The sequence below is a fragment of the Vibrio sp. MEBiC08052 genome (genome assembly GCF_001506075.1).
GTDB lineage: Bacteria > Pseudomonadota > Gammaproteobacteria > Enterobacterales > Vibrionaceae > Vibrio.
On record NZ_KQ947475.1, the window covers coordinates 3208016 to 3227438 of the forward strand.

The window sequence follows — 19423 nt, forward strand, 5'->3', positions numbered from 1 at the left end:
ACGCCAAAACAAACGAATGGGAGGATGAACACTAATCATTCCATCAGAAAAGTGAACTGACTCGAAAAACCTCATACTTTTTCAATAGTCGTGGCTATTGTTCTAACCGGGGATGTTCATTAACCTAATCCAGTACCGGAAACATTCCGGGATGGGATTGGTCCCTTTCCGTGGTGAAACAACATCATCGATTTTACTTGGCGTTCATATGTTCGCAACCACTCACTATTGCCGGTATCATGAAGAAGGTGATGAAAGCCTTTTATAAAAACCAATCGCACAAATACCCATCATATAAAAAACATGATGGGTATTTGTGATCAACGGATAGCTTTGAGTGATGCTGATTAATAAAAAGATATCATTTACTATTTTTGGAATAATCAGCACTTTTAATAAAAAAGAGTAAACAGATAATAAAAAATAGTAAACAAACGACCATCCATAATATCACCCAAAAAACCAATTCCAGATACTCTATATGGTATATTGTGCAAGTTCCAACAACAGACTAGAATCAATCAAAAAATTCATTTAATCCGTCTGTCATACGGCTATTAATCATCAGTTGCAGCAAACATATATAGAGACTCTCTCATTACGGACTTACCGGAGCCTGTTTCATTCAACTAATTGAAATAAAATAAAAAATATTTCATAGATTAACCCTAACTTAAGGAATGGTTACAGCACGACTCGAGCTTAGGTACTGCATGTACACTTAGCCTAAAGTTTATTTAAGGTGTAAAAGATTTTGTTAATTGTATTAATAGTGTATCTAGAAGTAGTGGCAAGGATCAAAAAATAATAAGGAACACGATCGATACAAAAATTATAAACTTTGCACTTTCAAAGTTAAAGACTATGTTTTAAATGAGCGTAGATAGCTAATTTATATTTGACAAAACAGTCAAAACAACCACTCTAAAATTATTCCAATTACGTGACATATTTAACTGACGATCATTATTTTTTCAATAATGATAACGAAGTGAGTGACCTTATTTTAATTAGGTCTCTGAATTGAGCATCATCACAACATCTAATCAGACATTATTAATTTGTAAAAGGAATACACAATGAATATAAAATGTCTCTCTAAGAGCATGTATGCCAAGGCATCGGCAGTCATGGTTCTTGGAGTACTGGCAAGCAGTGTGACTTTACCTGAAGCTGCGCTTGCTGCGAACCCTATCGTATCACACGTTTATACAGCTGATCCTGCTGCCCGTGTTTTTAATGGGCGGGTCTATGTAGTGACCACGCACGATCAGGATACCCAAACCGATTATAGCCAATTGAAAGATTACTATTTGTTTTCTTCCGACGACATGGTGAATTGGCAAGATCATGGCATTATTTGGAATTCTAAAACGAATACTAGCTGGGCCAATTTGGCTTACGCACCTGATTTTATAGAGCGGAATGGAAAATACTATTTATATTTTCCTGATGGTGGCGGTTCAATTGGTGTGGCCGTTGCTGATAACCCAGAAGGTCCTTATGTCGATCCACTAGGTCACCCACTGGTGGATAGCAGTACACCAAATGGCAGTGTGCAGTGGATTTTTGACCCCAGCGTGTTTATTGATGATGATGGTCAAGCCTATTTGTATTTTGGTGGTGGTGGTGAGGGGAATGCCCGTGTAATCAAATTAAATGATGACATGATTAGCACCAGTGGCAGTGCAATATCCATCGATGTCCCAAACTTCTTTGAAGCGCTTTACATGCATAAGCATAACGGCACTTATTACTTATCATATTCTTCCGATACCAGTTCGGGCCTGAAAATTAATTATATGACCAGTAATAATCCGACCACAGGATTTACCTACCGAGGTACGATTTTACCCAATCCATGGGAAAATAACTCCAATAACAATCATGCTTCAATTGTTGACTATAAAGGTAAAAGTTACATTTTTTATCATAATCGGGTTGTGGCTAACGAACGTGGCGCAAGCACTTTTCAACGTTCTGTCAATGTTGACCTCTTAGAGTACAACAGTGACGGTAGCATAAAACAAGTGAATGCCGGGCGCGCTGGCGCACCACAACTTAAAACTGTCAATGCATTTAATATCAATCAGGCTGAGATGTTTGATGAAGAAAATGGCATAGAAACTGAGAACACGGCTGATGGTACCTTAAATATAATGATGGGTACCGGTGATTGGATAAAAGTATCTGGTGTTAATTTTGGCAATGGTGCTCAAGAGCTAAAACTGCGTGCAGCAACAGATACTGGCTCAAGTTTAGACGTTATTTTGGATAATTTGAATAACTCGCCAGTGGCGACGATTAATATTGATGACACGGGTGGCTGGCAAACGTGGCAAACCCAATTAACAGCATTAAACACTACGATAAGCGGTGTACATGATGTGTATTTGCGCGCCAATGGATGGCATAACTTGAACTGGTATCAGTTTATCGGCAGTGGCGGAGATGCCGGAAGTAGTACATTGTCCGTGGAATTAGAGTCTTTATCCGGACAAAATAATTTTAGTCCACTGAGTGTTAAATCAGATGGTGGCGCTTCTAACGGGCAATATATTGAATGGCCAAACAACGGCAGTCATCAAGTATTAAGTAGCCCTTCCAATTCTGCCAGCGGACAGGTAGCAATAAAATTCCGTGTCTCTCAAACAACGAATGTCGGTTTGGACATTCGAGCATCATTGGCTGGCGGCAACGATGATTCATTTTATTATCAGTTAGATTCGGGTGGTTGGATCACTCAAAATAACACCGCCACAAATGGCTGGGGTAACGTGACGCTTCAGACTTTCAATAACGTTGCTGTCGGCGATCACACGCTGAGGATTTTACGACGCGAAGATGGCGCTAAATTAGATAAAGTTACACTCAATACTGCAAACGGTAATATTCGTTTACTTGCTGATGGTGAGAGTGGCAATGGCGGCAATGATTATCAACTATCTAATAATAACTTTGCTGACAACGGTGGAGCAGAAGGCAGCTTAATGAATTGGTCTACAACGGCCGGCTCTATCCGTTTAAGCAATACACAAAGTCACAGTGGTTCATCAAGTGTATTCATTACTGGGCGCACTGCAAAATGGCACGGTATTACCTTTAATGCGGGCTCCTTAGTGAATGGTAATCAATATGACGTAGCAGTATGGGTTAAATTAGCCGCAGGCTCAGCTGATGTACCAATTACGTTAACGGCTAAACGCCAAGAAGACGGTGATAGCTCAACGTACAATGAGTATGAACAGGTTGCGACTGCCGTTGCATCGGCTAATCACTGGACGCTATTACATGGCTTTTATACACAAAGCGGTACACCTTTTGAGCATTTCATTATTGAATCTGATAGTGAAACCGTGAGTTTTTATGCGGATGATTTTTCAATCGGGGGTGACGCCGGAGGCGGCAGTCAAACTTGTGGGCTGAAATCGAACTACAGCTGGACATCAACCGGTCCGTTAATTGCTCCTCAAAGATCGAATTGGGCGTCAATTAAAGATCCAACCATTGTTAAGTACAACAATAAATATCACGTATTTGCGACGGTATTTGATACGGCTAGAAACAGTTGGGGTGGCGTTTACTTAAACTTTAGTGACTGGAGACAAGCCGGTTCTGCAAATCAAGTAGATATGAGCACCACACGAGCAGGCAATACAGTTGCACCGCAAGTATTCTATTTTGAACCAGAAAAAAGATGGTACATGATTTACCAATGGGGCGCTAAATATTCGACTAACACCGATATTAGTAATCCAGCAGGTTGGACATCGCCTAAACCGTTATTAAGAAATGGGTTAAGCAATGGTATCGATTATTGGGTGATCTGTGACGATAACTATTGTCATTTATTCTTCTCTGGCGACGACGGTAAGTTGTATCGTTCAAAAGTCTCGATTGGTAACTTCCCGAACTTTTCCGGTTATGAAGTTGTGATGCAAGATAGCGTTGCGAGACTGTTTGAAGCTTCTAACGTTTATAAAGTGGAAGGCACTAATAAATATTTATTATTAGTAGAAGCATATGGCCCGCGTTATTTCCGCTCTTGGACATCGACGAGTTTAGATGGTCCTTGGACACCTTTAGCGGATACCCAATCAAATCCTTTTGCAGGGGCGGCAAATGTTTCTTTCCCAAGCGGAAAATGGACGGATGATATTAGTCACGGTGAGATGATACGTTCAGGATATGATCAAACCCTTACGATTAATGCATGTAATATGCAGTATTTGTATCAAGGGCAAAATCCAAATTCAGGTGTATCAGATTACAATCGCTTACCTTATCGACTTGGTTTAATCAGCGAAAAATAATCATGCAGTCAGTTATCGCCACCCGATAATGGGTGGCGATATGAATAAAATCATAATGTGGTAGTGCATGTTTGACTGCCACATTAAACCTTACAACACCAAATTAAGGTGATGATCATGAAATATATAATAACGGCACTGGTTGCTTTGATGTCGATGTCAGCGATGGCAGAACCTGATCCAAACTTTCATATTTACTTGATGGTCGGGCAATCAAATATGGAAGGCGCTTCACCGGTTGAACCGCAAGACCGTATCACGAATCCCAGAGTCATGGTTTTACAAGACGAATCATGTGGGGGCATCGGATATTACGGTCAATGGCGTGTAGCATCACCGCCTTTAGTTCGTTGTTCCGGTGCTTTAGGCCCCGGCGATAATTTTGGCAAAGTCATGGCAAACAATTCTGATCCGAAGGTAACGATTGGTTTAGTCGGTGCTGCACATGGTGGTCAAAAAATAGAATATTTCCTCAAAAATTGTCGTGATTTTAACGCATGTACACCAACCTTTGGTTCAACACCCAATAATTTTAAGGGTGGCTATCAATGGCTGATCGATCTTGCCCGCAGAGCGCAGCAGAGAGGTGTCATAAAAGGTATTATTTTCCATCAAGGTGAAAGTAATACGGGTGATCCGGCTTGGCCAGGACGTGTAAAACAATTAGTGACCGATATGCGTAACGACTTGGGTCTTGGTAATATTCCTTTCATTGCAGGAGAACTGCCTTATCCGGCCTGTTGTTCTAGCCATAATCGTTTAATCGCACAATTGCCGTCACTAATTACCAACGCACATGTTGTCAGTGCAGCGGGTTTGAATATTCACGATCAATATCATTTTGATTCTGCAGGTGCGCGTGAAATGGGTAAGCGCTATGCAACCAAAATGTTGCAATTAGTAGATACCGGTGCTGATGATGGCACGGGGAGTAACACGATCGTTGTTCGGTTAAGTGGCGTTGTTGGTGATGAAAGCGTTAACCTGCAAATAGGAGGAACCACAATCAAGCAGTGGACTGCGACAAATTATATGGCTGACTATACTGTAAAGACGAATGCGACCGGTGCAATTCGTGTTGGCTTTACAAATGATGGCGGGAATCGTGATGTTCAAGTGGATTACATCATCGTCAATGGTGTTGTTCGCCAAGCTGAAGATCAAGACGATAATACAGGCGTATGGGGCAATGGTACTTGTGGGGGTGGTACATTCTCAGAGTGGCTGCATTGCAATGGCTCGATAGGATTTGGGGCATTAAAATAAGCCCCAGACTAACGAAAGCTCGCAATGTTCGGGCTGTCGCTACATCACCGGCATGGCAAGACAGCCAACCCTTCGGGGTTGCCGGTGATGATTAACACATGCTTTTCTTGCTGATGCACGAAGCGGGTACATCAGCCCTTCTGCGGCTCGGCTTGAGTGCTGATGAGTCACAGGAAGATATCATTTACTATTTTGGGAGTAACCGGTATGTTTAATAAAAAATATTAAACAACTGACGATAAATAATATCACCCAAAAAACCAATTCCAGATATTCTATATAGTATATTGTGTAAGTTTCACCAACATACTTCTGCCCATCCAGAACAAACCGTTCGTACAACGGATATAATTCTTTAGCAATTATCACCATATATAACAGGAATAATATTGATGATATGGCCATTGACAGTAATAATTTTTTTATAAAATCCATTTTAATTTTCATATAGTAACATTAAAAAATCAGGTAATATCTCATTGTAAAAAATCAATAAAAATTATTCACATTTTATATTGCAATATTCTAAATATTCATTATTTTTAAGGTAGATATATTCACCATCAAAGCCTATTATATCTGGTAAATGTAATTCATCCATCTTATTCCCTTTATATAAAAAATCGCCACTAGTCAATACTATTTTTTCTCTATTAAATATCACTATCTCATACATAGGATGTTCAGATGATAATATTTTGAAACCATTGCTATCATCTGGCACATGAATCCACAGAATGCCACTCACAATTTCTTTTTCAAAAGAATTAGTATTATCAACTTTCACAACCGATAAGAAAAGCAATGAAAGACAGCCTATGAATGCTAATGAGTATAATATTATATTCTTTAATAACCTCATTTAATTACCTCAAAACACCTAACTCCCCCTTACATATCGATTATTTTTATCAGCTATATAAATAAATAAGGATGCGACAGTTATACAAAAAATAATAAGCAGCGTTCTATATGGATTGCTACTTCCCCAACTATAAATAAAATAAAATGATATAAAAGAATAAACAATCCATCGGTATGAATTTTTAATAAAAGGAAACAATAGGAGATATGGGATAACTATATATATGTAAGAAAATGTAATAAAAGACAATCCAACACCTCTAGACACAGGACTAAAGTAATACATATATACTTGAGAAATCATTTCATGAAACATGAAATAAATAACACAAGCCACTATCGATATAAATATTTTTGCAATTATTTTCATAGAAATTTTTCTTTCTGAACATATATACAAAGATTATCTTATACGAAGATTAATTCGAAGCAAACAAAACACCAGTCAATTACCCCTGTTATTATTTTTTATCATTGACATAAGTATTCAAAGAGAGAATTTCCGGCACGTCCAGTTGCAGAAGACCGGCTGTTATGGCTCATTCCAGTGATGACGCCAAGGTGAGTGAGTAAAAGGTATGATGGTGAGCCTGAACCCTAACGTTGCCATAATAAATTGAGTTGTATTGTACGCTGAATAACCTTCATCCAATTCTCATCTGGCTGATTGTATACCCGTTTTAATCATCAATAGTGCTTCTCTTTTAGATTCCATCAGAAAAGTGAACTGGCTCGAAGAACCTCATACTTTTTCCATACTTGCGTCTATTGTACCAGTGCCCGACGTTCATTAATCTAACCCTGTACCGGAAACATTCCGGGACGGGATTGGTCCCCCGTTTTGAATACTTAGGTGCATAAACAACGGTTCTCAGCGAACTGTTTTTATGCGACTATCAGTGCCGCCTGAAAATTATGGTGGACTGATTGGGCAGCCTCCGGGCTGGCCGTAGCCTAGGTAACGGTAGGACCAAACCCGATACAGTCCACCACCCAAAGATTGGTCCCTTTCCGTGGTGGAACAAAGTCTAACTTTACCTGGGAATTTACTATGTTCGAAACCATCCACTATGATCCACAACTATCACAAAAAGCCCGTGAATATTTACGCCAACTGGAAGAGATTTTTCTGGCGGAACAATGGGAAAAACGACAAGAAATGTGTGAGGTATTACTCTATCTCAATAACTTAATCACCACCCACTATTGTCAGTATCATGAAGACGGGGATGAAAGTTTTGTATAAAACATGATTGGTGTTTGTGATCAGCGAGCCGCATTTGCGGCTCGATTTGATTTAGGCGTCAATTGAATAGCTTATCTGAATTTATACAATGAGACTCACAATATCATTAGGGTTCTACCTTATTGACTCACCCAAAAGATACTGTTGCTATTCTCATCTTCCACCGGTCCCGGTGCTCGATCACCATGATTTAATGTAATTTGGTCATTCGTCAGGTTACAGAGAAAAGTACCGTCTATCGCACTTTCATCTCCGGGTAAAAGAATATAGTGCTTCTGCTTTTCCATTTGCTCTGCTGCAAACAGTTGGTCATAACCTTTCGCTCTGGCGTAATCGACCAAATCTTTCGGATAATAAAGCATATGCCGATAACTACTATCATCCAGACCATAGAGTAATGTCACCATCCCCGCTTCAAATGCCCAGTAACCGAAGAAAGTAGGGAATTTACCTTTATGGCGATTATGCCAATAGCAGTCTTTCATTCCCTTATACCACCCTCTCAGGTACTGCTTAATACTTTCCTGCCGCTCTGCTTTCGTCGGAGAAACACCATCTCCTTTGATTGCATCGTAAAGATGTTGGTAGGATTTGGGGAAGGCAAGACTCTCATCTCGTTGTCGAGGAAAACCGATGATCCCTAATCTAGCCAGCAAAATACTTAAAACTGGATCATCTTTTCTATCACCAATTACAGTTAACCACCTAGAGAATGGGAATGAATACTCTTTTCTTCCTAATAAAACTGATAAACTATAAATCCACAGAATATATTGAAACGAATCTGGTTCCCAAGATTGAAGAACATCACTACTATAATTTTTTTTGTGTATCAGGTAATATTCAAATATTTTATCAAAATTATCCTGAACATTATCTATTGGTAGCCCTACAGAATACCCTAATATTGTATCTTCAAAACATGTAGTAAAAAAAAGCCAGCTAACACTACATTTATAATCAATAATATCGTTAGGATTAGATAAGATTTCCTCTAAATGTTCATTATTTGATTTTCTTTGGATAATATTCTTCTTATCTAAATATTTTTCTTCGTCCAAAAAAGGGTCTCTTCGAGAATAGAGTAAATTTTCACTCATAATTCCTTCCTCGCAATATTATTAATACATAAAATATTTTAACAAAAACCCAAAATATCATTATGCTTTTTTTATGCTTCTAATGTTTGTTACACATTCATACTCTTCATCAGTAAAGAAACCATGAGCCTCTATACCACTTAATGCCTTTAATACTTTATCTAACAATTCATTAAACTCATCAGTACTTTTTACTTTTCTTAGTTTATCTAAAGCACCTTCATAAACTTTTACACCTTGTTTCGAATTTCTTGATGCTGCTAACTCATTTAATTTATCAAGATTATATTCTAATTCTTTAATTTTCAGCATGGAAAAAACCTTCTGGTAATGGTGTTGTTTTTACTATTGTATCCTCAGTTAAATCAGTTACATCAATTAAGCCTTGATACCCTAATCCCTTTCTCACTTCATCTGAAAAATCAGCCTTCTGAGGCGCGGCTAAACCTTCGTATATCCAAGTTCCTTTATTAGGACGAAATTCAGTGACATGAGTAATAGTCACTCCCCACTCTTCTAGTATTGCCAATTCATTTCTCAAGCTTTCTTCACTAGAATACATTTTTTTTGTCACATAATTATGAGTTTTACTCATCAAATTATCCGAACCATGAAATTTATAAAATATTTCAGTTCCATCTACTTGACGTGTTGTATACGTTTTATCCAGAAAATTGTTAACATGAAAGTCAGGTAGTACAGGAGCACCAGACTTAATTATTCTAGGATTAATTGATGAAACATTTTCATCTAACTGATGAACAACAGAACTATCTGGAGGCACTAAATGACTGTTATTCAACTCATCAATCTGTAATTTCAGATGCTTTTCTAAATCATCCAGCAGTTTTTGTACCGGCTCAAGTACAACACCAATCATTTCATCAGCTTTACCACGAATTTCGACAACCGTCTCAACAAAATCATCCAACATTCGACAAACATTTGCAGGCGCAACTGCTTTTACTTTATTGACAACACCTTTTAAAGCATCAGCAGCTTCATCGAACAAACCAAGTAGCTTGGATTTTGTCACCATCGAAGAGAGCTCTTTCAACTGGTCAGCAACTTTGGTCAAGACTTCCCCGGCCTGCTTCTGACCCAGTATTTTCTGTACTTTGGGATCCGCCAGAAAAGATAGGACTGGTTTCATCGCCGGGCGAATCACTCTTGCTACATCGCCTCCGGCTTTACGTAGGAACAAGAAGAAAATTTTCAAAACCCCTTTTGCTGCTGAACCCAATGTCGGAAATAAACCAATCAACGTCAGGCACAGCGCAATCCACGCCCCTTTATTACTTTTATCCTCTTTAATATTTTTACAGTTCGCAATTAAGTCCCGACAGTCCAGTATCTGGTCAACAACAGGGATGAGTCCTAATACAGTATTCGCAGCAATCTGCCCGACACTCATATCTGCATTAAAATCTCCTTGAAGCGTTTCCCAAATCCACTGAACCGGCCCCATAACAGCATCTTTTGCTTCCTGAGCTTTCTGCTTGATATAGTCTTCGCCTGCGGTATAAGCATCTTCAAGATTGTCATAAAGCCATTCATATACATCATTGCCCCACATGAATTACTCTCCCAGCAAACTATCAAGGCGATTCACAACCTTAGAAATTGATTCTCTGGGAGTATCAACAAAGGCTTCATCGGAAATATAGTGAATACGGGCAACACCGTTAGGTACATTCTCAAGTTTGGCGTATCCATCCTCATCCAATGTGCCTGTTAACTCAGTACCGTCACTCAGAACCGCTTTATATTTTGTACCTGCATATGGCTGTAACTCAGGATCCATATAGAAGAACTCCATGATATGTTTTTTTTCTTCCTGAATGAGAGCCTTGGCATTGAATGGCATCTCACCCGCAAACCCACTGCCACTCCCGGCACTACCGCCAGAGTTCAGATTCACCCCGGCACCGCTGAGGGAGACACCTGACGGGTCAACTTTAACGAAGCTGCCACCGGCTTTGAGGGTGATTTCATTCCCGGCTTCGATGATGACTTGCTCACCGGCTTTAATGTGGATTTCTGTACCCGCTTCATTGACCCACACTTTGCCTGCTTTGACATGCAACTCGCCTTCAATCATCAGCGTCTGGCTTTTGGCGATTTTGGTGCGCGCTTCACCGCTGACCGTATGATGGTCATTGACCTTGATATGGCTGTAGCGGTCATTGTCGATGGTGGTACTTTGATTATGTTTGATATGCGTGGTTGCATCGTTTTCAACCAGCGTGTCGGTATCTTTTTGCGCGTGCAGATAGATTTTCTCACTGCCCGACTGGTCTTCAAAACTCAGCTCGTTGTAACCGTCACCTTGGTGAGTCTCGGTGCGGATCACCGTCTTGGTTTTGTGCTCCGGCAGCGGATACGGGGTGACGTTATTGGCATTGTATGTTCGCCCGGTGATGATCGGTTGATCCGGGTCGCCATTAAGGAAATGCACCACCACTTCATGACCGACACGCGGAATAGCCATCATGCCGTACTGCGCACCGGCCCAACCTTGTGTGACACGCAACCAGCAAGAGCTTTGCTCATTTGAGCTGCCGTAACGTCCCAAGGGAACTGCACTTTCACCCGGCCATGCTCATCACAGTAGATCTCTTCCCCTTCGGGGCCGACCACTGTTCCCATCGTCGGGAACTTGAGGATCGGTTTACTGCGCGGTGTCATCTGCCACACCTGATCACCGGGAATGGCAGCAAACTGGTTGGCATATGTAGTGGCACCGCTGCCACCGGACTCTTCCAGCGCCTGCGGCTGGCTGCCCTGATGGGCGACCTGAATCAGCAGATAATTGCGATTCATCTCACTGTCGAAGTGCTCCATCAAATCAAACCGCTGACCGGCCTGAAGCTGTGCGTCGTTACTTTTACCGCTGAAGGTATGTGCTTGTCGGCGCAGCGCTTCAAGGCGGATCTGCGTAAATGCCTGACCCGTGGTGTCGTCTTTAAACCGCCCCGGGTGGTCAAAATGTTCATAGTCACCGCGCTGGTAACTCATATCCGAAGCGGTGGCCGAGTGCGTAATATTGTAAGACGGCTTTTTAAAACTGTAATCGCTCAGCTGCACATCACTGACTTGTGTCTGTTTGTGCTCGGTCAAAGTTGAGACGTAGGGTTGCTCAAACACCCCACCGGACAAGGCGTTATACGGCACCGGCATGGCAAGACGGCCGAACCCTTCGGGATTGTCGGTGATGACTAAAACATGCTTGTCTTGCTGATGCTCAAAGCGGTACATCAGCCCTTCTTCAGCCGCCAGACGGTGGAAGAATTCTAAATCGGTCTCACGGTACTGAACGCAGTATTCCCGTTTGGCGCACTCACGCCGCACCGAAAATGCGTAATCATTGATATTCATTTCCTGAAACAGCACCGAGAGAATTTCCGGCACGTCCAGTTGCTGGAAAATCCGGCTGTTATGGCGCAGCGACAGTCTTTCCAGTGACGGCACCAAGGTGAGTGAATAAAAGGTATGATGGTGACCGGTATCGCCCCGGCTGAAATTGCGGATAATGCCGTGAACTTTTTGCACGACCTCATGATCGCGCAGCACTTCAAGCAGTGCGGTGCTATCGACCATCTGCTCGAAACTCAGGTCGCTGTTGCGACTGGCAATATCGATGGTATAGCGATAGCCATAAACCGGCTGGCCTTGATCATCGACTGAATCTGAGATGGACTCGATCCCCTGATAGTCACGGACCACCAATGTCTCATCATTGACACCATCGATGGTGAGCCTGAACCCTAACGTTGCCATGTAAACACCCTTCGTGTTGCTTTCTTTATGATTGTTGGAACATGGTGACTGGTATTTTTTCAACCAAGCCTTTCCTGATTCACCACGCTACCGCAGCCAGATGATTTATATGAAATAAAAATTGATCTGCAAGTCGGACCATTATATGCAACATGCAGGTCAGGATTCACGCATTATCAAGTCAGTTTGATTTTGGGAAGGCTGTTTTTTGAATGAAGATAACATTTTTGCGTTCAGCCTGATGGCATACAACTCAATCAGCTCATCAGGCAGCAGCAAAACATGGCCGATAGAAAATCCACATTTTGCTGCGGACTTGCATCGACTGGTGAATCTTTTATGTGTGGGGTCAGACAATTTCACCCCTTATTTCAGGCCGAGGCGCTTCATCAGGCGGTGCAAATTCCCCGGATTCATTTTCAACTGTTTCGCGGTAGCACTGAGATTATTATTATTTTCCAGATAGGCACGCTGGACGAACTGAGCCTGAAACAGATCAATGGCTTCTTTGAGCCCGTGATGTTGCAGTTCGACCAGCCGGTTTTCAGACATACTTTGATCTGACGGCTCTTCCGCCCCGGAGAGATCAGCAACCTCGACGGCAAAGTTAAAATGGTGTGGCAACAACGTAATCGGCTCTGAGGGAGAGTCAGACTTGGCAATTACGGAGGCTCGGTTGATGGCATGTTCAAGCTCACGGACATTACCCGGCCAAGTGTAACGTTGAATCATACTGAGAGTTGCCGCATCCAGACTGATATTCGCTACCCCTAATTTATGTGCACATCGTTCAGCAAAAAAACCGGCAAGCAGGACGATATCTTTATCGCGCTCACGTAAAGGCGGCACAAAGATTGGAAAAACACTCAAGCGATGGTACAGATCCGCTCTGAAACGACCGGCTTTGACCTCATCATGCATCACTCGGTTCGTGGCTGCGATAATCCGGACATTGACTTTGATGTTGCGGTCATCCCCGACCCGCTGAATATCACCATACTGAAGCGCGCGCAGCAATTTGGCCTGAAGCGGGAGTGACAGTTCACCGATTTCATCCAAAAACAGTGTGCCGTTATCCGCCAGTTCAAATTTACCTTTTCGGTGACTGATCGCACCGGTAAAAGCACCTTTGACATGGCCGAACAACTCACTCTCAGCAACAGATTCCGGCAGTGCGGCACAGTTCAGATACACCAAAGCATTTTCAGCCCGACCGGACTGGCGGTGCAGTGCATTCGCGACCAACTCTTTACCGACACCGGTTTCCCCCATGATCAGTACGGAAAGGTCGGTATCGGCAACCGCATCAATCTGTGATTTGAGTGCCAGCATTGACGGGGACTGCCCAATCATGTCTCCTTGCTGATTCAATGTACGGGAACGTCTTGACGCGCTGGCTTCAACCCCCGCCGTCCGTTCTAATTGCTCCATGAGTAAGGCGGTATTGAGACTGCTGGCAGCCAAAGCACTGATGATGCGCAGATCATCATCTTTGAAGCGCTCAAACTGAGTCGGGTCAAACGCATCTATCGTCACCGCACCAATCAGACGATCATCCAACATCAGGGGCAGCCCGATACAAGAATGTACCTTGAGTTCTTCTTCATGATTGGGGATCAAACCATCATAGGGATCGGGAATATCACTGTCGGAAGGAAAGCGAACAATATCACCGGCTCTGGCAATTGCCTCAAGACGAGGGTGCTGTTGGACTTCAAACCGACGCCCCAGCACATCTTCACTGAGCCCGTTAATTGCCAGAGGAACGAACTGCTGATCCCGAAACAGTAGTAAGGCAGACGCATCACATTTCAATGTTTGCCGGATTGTTGCCAGTAACCTGTCGAATCTGTCTTGATCAGAAATACCGGATGTAATATCCAATGCAACCTGTACCCACGCTTTGCCGACCTGCTGCGTTACCATGGCTTTTACCTTCATCTTGTCGATATGACAAAAACTTTATCATAAAGACAATTTTATTTCTTTGTCAAAAAGATAAAAACCGCATTCAATAAATACTAACCAATTGATATTTATTGGATTAATTTTATGGCACACAACCTGCTCTTATCCAAACAACTGTGATAACCGTTTTAAGGTAAGAGAACAATGACGATTCATGTAAAAAATAATATTCACTGGGTTGGACAACGTGACTGGGAAGTACAGGACTTTCACGGTACAGAATATAAAATCACCAAAGGAACCAGCTACAACAGCTATCTGATTCGCGAAGAAAAAACCGTTCTGATCGATACGGTTGATCACCGTTTCAGCACTCAATTCCTGCAAAATCTGGAGATGGAAATCGATTTGAACACAATCGACTTTATCGTGGTCAATCATGCTGAAGAAGATCACTCAGGCGCGCTGTCTGCACTGATGGATAAAATCCCCGGAACTCCTATTTATTGTACTGAAGCGGCCATCGACTCAATTGTCGGCCACCATCATCATCCTGAGTGGAATTTCAGAACGGTTAAAACCGGCGATACCCTTGATATCGGTAATGGCAAGCAACTGATTTTTGTTGAAGCCCCGATGTTGCACTGGCCAGACAGTATGATGACCTATCTCACCGGCGATGCGGTGCTGTTCAGTAACGATGCCTTTGGTCAGCACTACTGCGATGAACATCTGTTTAACGATGAAGTCGATCAGAACGAATTGATGGAGCAGTGCCTGCGTTACTACTCCAATATCCTGACCCCGTTCAGCAGCCTGGTCACGGCAAAAATTAAAGAGGTGCTCAGCTTTAATCTGCCGGTAGATATGATCGCCACGTCTCACGGTATTGTGTGGCGCGATAATCCGACTCAGATTGTGCACCAGTATTTAGCGTGGGCGGATCACTACCAAGAAGATCGGATCACGATTCTGTACGATTCGATGTCGAACAATACCCGGATGATGGCCGATGCGATTGCTCAGGGATTCTACGATGTTGACCCGAAAGTGGCGGTAAAAGTATTTAACGTTGCCAAACATGATAAAAATGAAATTCTGGCCAATGTGTTTCGTTCGAAAGGTATCTTTGTCGGCTCATCGACCATGAATAACGTGATGATGCCCAAAATTGCCGGTATGCTGGAAGAGATCACCGGGCTGCGGTTCAAAAACAAAAAAGCTGCCGCATTTGGTAGTTATGGCTGGAATGGCGGTGCCGTTGACCGTATCCATGCGCGTTTAACCGATGCCGGATTTGAAACCACGTTAAGCCTGAAAACCAAGTGGCGTCCCGACGGTCAAGCCATGCGTACCTGCCGTGAGCATGGCCGTCAGGTTGCGAAGTTGTGGGCACTGAGCAATGAAGGACTGGTCACACAATCTCCCGGCCAGACAGCTCCCAAGCCAACTGAAAGCGCGACACCGCCGGTAGCCGATTCACACCCGGCGGATTGCCAGTGCATGATCTGTACGGTTTGTAACTGGGTTTACGACCCGGCTCTCGGTGAACCCAATCAGGGAGTCGCTCCGGGCACACCATGGGACGACGTACCGGACTATTTTCTTTGCCCTGAATGCCATTTAGGCAAAGAGGTGTTTGTTGAACACGGGAACAATGGTCAGGAGGCTGCTTAATGAATGCTCCGCTGATTATTATTGGTAGCGGCTTTGCCGCTTACCAACTGGTCAAAACATTACGGCGTAAAAATAGCGATCTGCCGATCCAGTTGTTTACCGCCGATAGTGGCGACGAGTACAACAAACCGGATCTGAGCCATGTGTTTACCCGCCAGCAGACCGCCGATGACCTGATATCGGCCAAGGGACAAGCATTTGCAATGCAGCATCAAATTGAGCTCTTCGCAAATACCAGAGTTGATGAAATTGATCCGAACACTCACACAATCACGGCCAACGGGAGCCGTTATCATTTTTCTAAGCTGGTACTGGCAACCGGCGGCAGCTCATTTATTCCGAAATTGCACGGAGATGCGGTGAATCAAGTGATGACTCTGAACAGTCTGGCAGAATACCGGACATCACAGCACCGGATCGCCCGTGCCCAACGTATTGTGATTATGGGCGGTGGCCTGATCGGTACAGAGCTGGCAATGGATCTGTGTGCCAGCGGTAAGCAAGTACAGATTGTCGAACCCAGTGCTCACCTGATGGAAAACCTGATGCCTGCTTTTGTTGCAACAGCACTTGAAAAACAGTTACGTCATGATGGGGTAAACATTGCCTGTCTCGACTATGTTGTCTCAGTCGAACACGATGAAAGTGACCTCATCGCAGTAACCAGCCAAGGTTCACGATATCAGGCAGACTGCATCATCTCTGCCGCCGGAATCATCCCCAATACGGCGCTGGCACAGCAAGCCGGTGTAGCAGTCAATCGTGGGATTGTGGTCGATAAGCAGATGAAAACATCAGTTGATGATATTTATGCGCTTGGTGACTGCGCGGAGATTAATGGTCAGGTCATGGCATTTTTACAACCGATTGTGCTCAGTGCCAATGTACTGGCGAGTCAGTTACTGACTAACACTGGTGAACTGACACTTCCCCCCATGATTACGAAAGTGAAAACACCTCGCTATCCGATTCAGCTCGGGGGAAACAGTCACACGGCCGCCAGCTGGCAAATCAGTATGACCGAACAAGGCATTGTCGCGAAAGCTTATGATCAGAGTCAGCGCTTTTGTGGCTTCGTTGTGACGCAAGAAAATGTCAGTCAAACATTCCCGCTACTGCGTGAACTTCAGGCAAGTAATTAGTTCAGGTAACCGATGAGTTCAGATAACCAATGAGTTAGCACGAGCAATGCGCTGGCCCAAAAAAGAACAGATAAATCAATACAATAAATTATGAGTCGATAAATATCATGAATATTAGTTTTGCAGAACCAGAACGGTTAAAAGAAATCTTTGACGGCGAAAATCGCGAAGAGTGGCAAAGAACCAGCCATATCATTGGCAGCCTTGCATTGAAAGAACATGAAGTCATCGCTGACATCGGTGCCGGCACCGGTTACTTCTCTAATCTATTCTCACAGATCATCCGTCAGGGAAAAATCTACGCGATTGATTGCGAGCCTAATATGGTAGCTTATATGCAAGCGCGGTTTTCTGATCAGACGTTTGCCAATGTCCGGGTTATTTTATCGCAACGCGACGATCCGTGTATTCCTGCTGATGTCGAGACCGTATTCATGGCCAACACATACCGTTTTATTCAGGAGCGTGATGCGTTTTTGCTCAAAATGCGCGAGCAGACAACCCGTGATACGAAATTTGTTTTCGTCGATTACAAAGGCAGCAATGCCCGGGTCTCACCCCAACAGGCGATGAATGAAGTCCGGCAAGCCGGGTTTGAAGTGATCGATTTTGATATCGACGGTTGCCCCGATCACTATATTCTGACGTTTAAGGCCGGTTAAAAACCTATTCCTGATTGTGCTTCCCCTCGCATTTCAGGCTGATTGAGTGACGAATCATCATAAAAATTGCTTTGCCCTTCATACGGTGTAAGCAGTGTTTACAATGATGCCATTTATTTTGCGCAATGTTCGTTTGCAAGGTGTTGATTCCGTGAGCTGTCCACGTAACAGACGGATTGCTGCCTAGGGAAAAATTGCTGAATTATTACCGGCGAGTTATTTTGAGCAAGCTTGCACTGAAATTATGTTAAATGAAGTCCCTCAATATGCTGAGGATATCACCAATGGCCAGACAACTGGCCATGTCGTGATCAAGCTTTAAAATTCTATAAAATAAGTCCCATTCAGGGCCTTACGTCATCCAACCCCATATCTTCGACCCGCTTGGCAATTAACTTGCCACATTCTTCTTTTATGATATTTCGCAACCACTCCTGTGTGGATGAATGTTCGCAGCGAGGATGCCAAATGCGATGGACACTCAGGTAGTGTTCAAAAATCATTCTGTGTTCGGATTTATTATATATGCGGCCTGTGCTCTCATCACCTGAAGCCGCTTTTACCACCATATCAGTTAGCATTAGTTTTGGCATGGTGTTGTTAATTTATTTCTTGGAAAAACAAATTATAACCCTTTACCATACCACTCAAAAAGTCATCATGAAAAATCAACATCCCCTTGTCCATTAAATATGATTTTCATTAATAACCTCACCCATTAAATTTAGTATTTCATCTTCATGTTCAAATATATAAAAATGAGAACCACTATATATTTTATAGTTAAATTTATTTAATGTGTGTTTTTCCCAAGCTAGCAATTCTGATTGACTAGCTAGCAAGTCTTTATCTGCACCTAATATTATCAATGGGATATCTAGGGATTCTGAATCATTATATATATATGATTCATCTAATAAAAAATCATTCCGCATAATAGGTAACAGTATATTTAGTAGATCATCATCATCTAAAATAAATGAAGGTGTACCATCAAATGCCTTCAGTGTACGAACAAGATCTAATTTTGACTGACTGGAGATCTTATCATATTGGCGAGGTAAATGAGGAGCACGTTTCGCAGAAAGTATCATGTGCTCAGCCATTCTAAGACTTTTATTTCTTATCTCCTTCATTAATTCAAAGCAAACCAAACATCCCAGACTATGTCCAAAACATATATATGGTTTGTCCAAGAAATGTTGGATTGATTCTAAAAGTCCATTGACCAAACTAGGCATATGCACTACGTGATCTTCATGCATCCGTTCAGCACGTCCGGGAAGCTGAACGATACAAACTTCAACATTATTTCTCTCAAATAATACTTCTGCCCATTTTTTATATCCTTGAGCCGTACCACCAGCATGTGGAAAAATAAATATCCTTTTTTCTGCATCTTTATTTTTTTTGGGGCAATACAACCATCTATCATCTATATTTAAATCCATATCCTAAACCTAAC

12 protein-coding genes and 3 pseudogenes are annotated in these 19423 nt (G+C 42.6%); 7 read left to right on the forward strand and 8 right to left on the reverse strand.

Features of this window, described 5'->3' with window-relative positions; all coding sequences use genetic code 11:
* Positions 1-1079 precede the first annotated feature (1079 nt).
* Both VRK_RS20675 and VRK_RS13980 read left to right on the forward strand, forming a co-directional pair.
* The gene (locus VRK_RS20675) at positions 1080-4313 is read left to right on the forward strand and encodes a non-reducing end alpha-L-arabinofuranosidase family hydrolase (RefSeq protein ID WP_082671393.1); all 3234 of its coding nucleotides are present in this window, start codon (positions 1080-1082) and stop codon (positions 4311-4313) included.
* A gap of 117 nt (positions 4314-4430) precedes the next feature.
* Entirely contained in the window at positions 4431-5579 is a 1149-nt protein-coding gene (locus VRK_RS13980; protein ID WP_059121934.1) for a sialate O-acetylesterase, read from the forward strand.
* 499 nt (positions 5580-6078) lie between these two features.
* Here VRK_RS13980 and VRK_RS13990 read toward each other — a convergent pair whose 3' ends face one another.
* Positions 6079-6441, reverse strand: coding sequence for a hypothetical protein (locus VRK_RS13990; protein WP_059121936.1), 363 nt, complete (start codon positions 6439-6441; stop codon positions 6079-6081).
* A gap of 1053 nt (positions 6442-7494) precedes the next feature.
* On the opposite strand from VRK_RS13990, the gene VRK_RS13995 reads away from it, so the two are divergent.
* Positions 7495-7689, forward strand: coding sequence for a hypothetical protein (locus VRK_RS13995; RefSeq protein ID WP_059121937.1), 195 nt, complete (start codon positions 7495-7497; stop codon positions 7687-7689).
* 119 nt (positions 7690-7808) lie between these two features.
* Here VRK_RS13995 and VRK_RS14000 read toward each other — a convergent pair whose 3' ends face one another.
* The 5 genes and pseudogenes from VRK_RS14000 to norR all read right to left on the reverse strand — a co-directional run bounded on the left by VRK_RS14000 (position 7809) and on the right by norR (position 14495).
* Complete coding sequence (locus VRK_RS14000) at positions 7809-8789, reverse strand: PoNi-like cognate immunity protein (RefSeq protein WP_082671395.1); 981 nt, start codon at positions 8787-8789, stop codon at positions 7809-7811.
* 60 nt (positions 8790-8849) lie between these two features.
* On the reverse strand, positions 8850-9101 hold the full coding sequence (locus VRK_RS14005; RefSeq protein ID WP_059121938.1) for a hypothetical protein: 252 nt from the start codon (positions 9099-9101) through the stop codon (positions 8850-8852).
* A complete protein-coding gene (locus tag VRK_RS21310; RefSeq protein WP_059121939.1) occupies positions 9088-10365 on the reverse strand; it encodes a hypothetical protein in 1278 nt (425 codons plus the stop codon). Before VRK_RS21310 ends, VRK_RS14005 begins: the two co-directional genes overlap by 14 nt.
* Before the next feature lie 285 nt (positions 10366-10650).
* Positions 10651-12569, reverse strand: a pseudogene (locus VRK_RS14015) (type VI secretion system Vgr family protein); the annotation flags it as partial.
* A gap of 366 nt (positions 12570-12935) precedes the next feature.
* A complete protein-coding gene (norR, locus tag VRK_RS14025; RefSeq protein ID WP_059121941.1) occupies positions 12936-14495 on the reverse strand; it encodes a nitric oxide reductase transcriptional regulator NorR in 1560 nt (519 codons plus the stop codon).
* Between the two features lie 186 nt (positions 14496-14681).
* On the opposite strand from norR, the gene norV reads away from it, so the two are divergent.
* The 4 genes and pseudogenes from norV to VRK_RS20685 all read left to right on the forward strand — a co-directional run.
* Positions 14682-16154 (forward strand): anaerobic nitric oxide reductase flavorubredoxin, encoded by a 1473-nt coding sequence (gene norV, locus VRK_RS14030; protein WP_059121942.1) that lies wholly within the window; start codon positions 14682-14684, stop codon positions 16152-16154.
* The gene (norW, locus tag VRK_RS14035; protein ID WP_059121943.1) at positions 16154-17296 is read left to right on the forward strand and encodes an NADH:flavorubredoxin reductase NorW; all 1143 of its coding nucleotides are present in this window, start codon (positions 16154-16156) and stop codon (positions 17294-17296) included. The genes norV and norW overlap by 1 nt, the downstream gene beginning before the upstream one ends.
* 107 nt (positions 17297-17403) lie before the next feature.
* Entirely contained in the window at positions 17404-17958 is a 555-nt protein-coding gene (locus VRK_RS14040; protein WP_059121944.1) for a class I SAM-dependent methyltransferase, read from the forward strand.
* A 100-nt stretch (positions 17959-18058) separates the two neighbouring features.
* A pseudogene (locus VRK_RS20685) lies at positions 18059-18280 on the forward strand (oxidoreductase); the annotation flags it as partial.
* Positions 18281-18302: 22 nt separating this feature from the next.
* Here VRK_RS20685 and VRK_RS21470 read toward each other — a convergent pair.
* Together VRK_RS21470 and VRK_RS14050 are read right to left on the reverse strand one after the other, a co-directional pair.
* A pseudogene (locus tag VRK_RS21470) lies at positions 18303-18428 on the reverse strand (LysR family transcriptional regulator); the annotation flags it as partial.
* Between the two features lie 216 nt (positions 18429-18644).
* Entirely contained in the window at positions 18645-19409 is a 765-nt protein-coding gene (locus VRK_RS14050; protein WP_059121946.1) for a thioesterase II family protein, read from the reverse strand.
* Positions 19410-19423: the final 14 nt, after the last annotated feature.

Coding starts and splice junctions, on each gene's coding strand:
- VRK_RS20675 (WP_082671393.1), top strand. CDS start 1,080: ATGAATATAAAATGTCTCTCTAAGAGCATGTATGCCAAGGCATCGGCA.
- VRK_RS13980 (WP_059121934.1), top strand. CDS start 4,431: ATGAAATATATAATAACGGCACTGGTTGCTTTGATGTCGATGTCAGCG.
- VRK_RS13990 (WP_059121936.1), bottom strand. CDS start 6,441: ATGAGGTTATTAAAGAATATAATATTATACTCATTAGCATTCATAGGC.
- VRK_RS13995 (WP_059121937.1), top strand. CDS start 7,495: ATGTTCGAAACCATCCACTATGATCCACAACTATCACAAAAAGCCCGT.
- VRK_RS14000 (WP_082671395.1), bottom strand. CDS start 8,789: ATGAGTGAAAATTTACTCTATTCTCGAAGAGACCCTTTTTTGGACGAA.
- VRK_RS14005 (WP_059121938.1), bottom strand. CDS start 9,101: ATGCTGAAAATTAAAGAATTAGAATATAATCTTGATAAATTAAATGAG.
- VRK_RS21310 (WP_059121939.1), bottom strand. CDS start 10,365: ATGTGGGGCAATGATGTATATGAATGGCTTTATGACAATCTTGAAGAT.
- norR (WP_059121941.1), bottom strand. CDS start 14,495: ATGGTAACGCAGCAGGTCGGCAAAGCGTGGGTACAGGTTGCATTGGAT.
- norV (WP_059121942.1), top strand. CDS start 14,682: ATGACGATTCATGTAAAAAATAATATTCACTGGGTTGGACAACGTGAC.
- norW (WP_059121943.1), top strand. CDS start 16,154: ATGAATGCTCCGCTGATTATTATTGGTAGCGGCTTTGCCGCTTACCAA.
- VRK_RS14040 (WP_059121944.1), top strand. CDS start 17,404: ATGAATATTAGTTTTGCAGAACCAGAACGGTTAAAAGAAATCTTTGAC.
- VRK_RS14050 (WP_059121946.1), bottom strand. CDS start 19,409: ATGGATTTAAATATAGATGATAGATGGTTGTATTGCCCCAAAAAAAAT.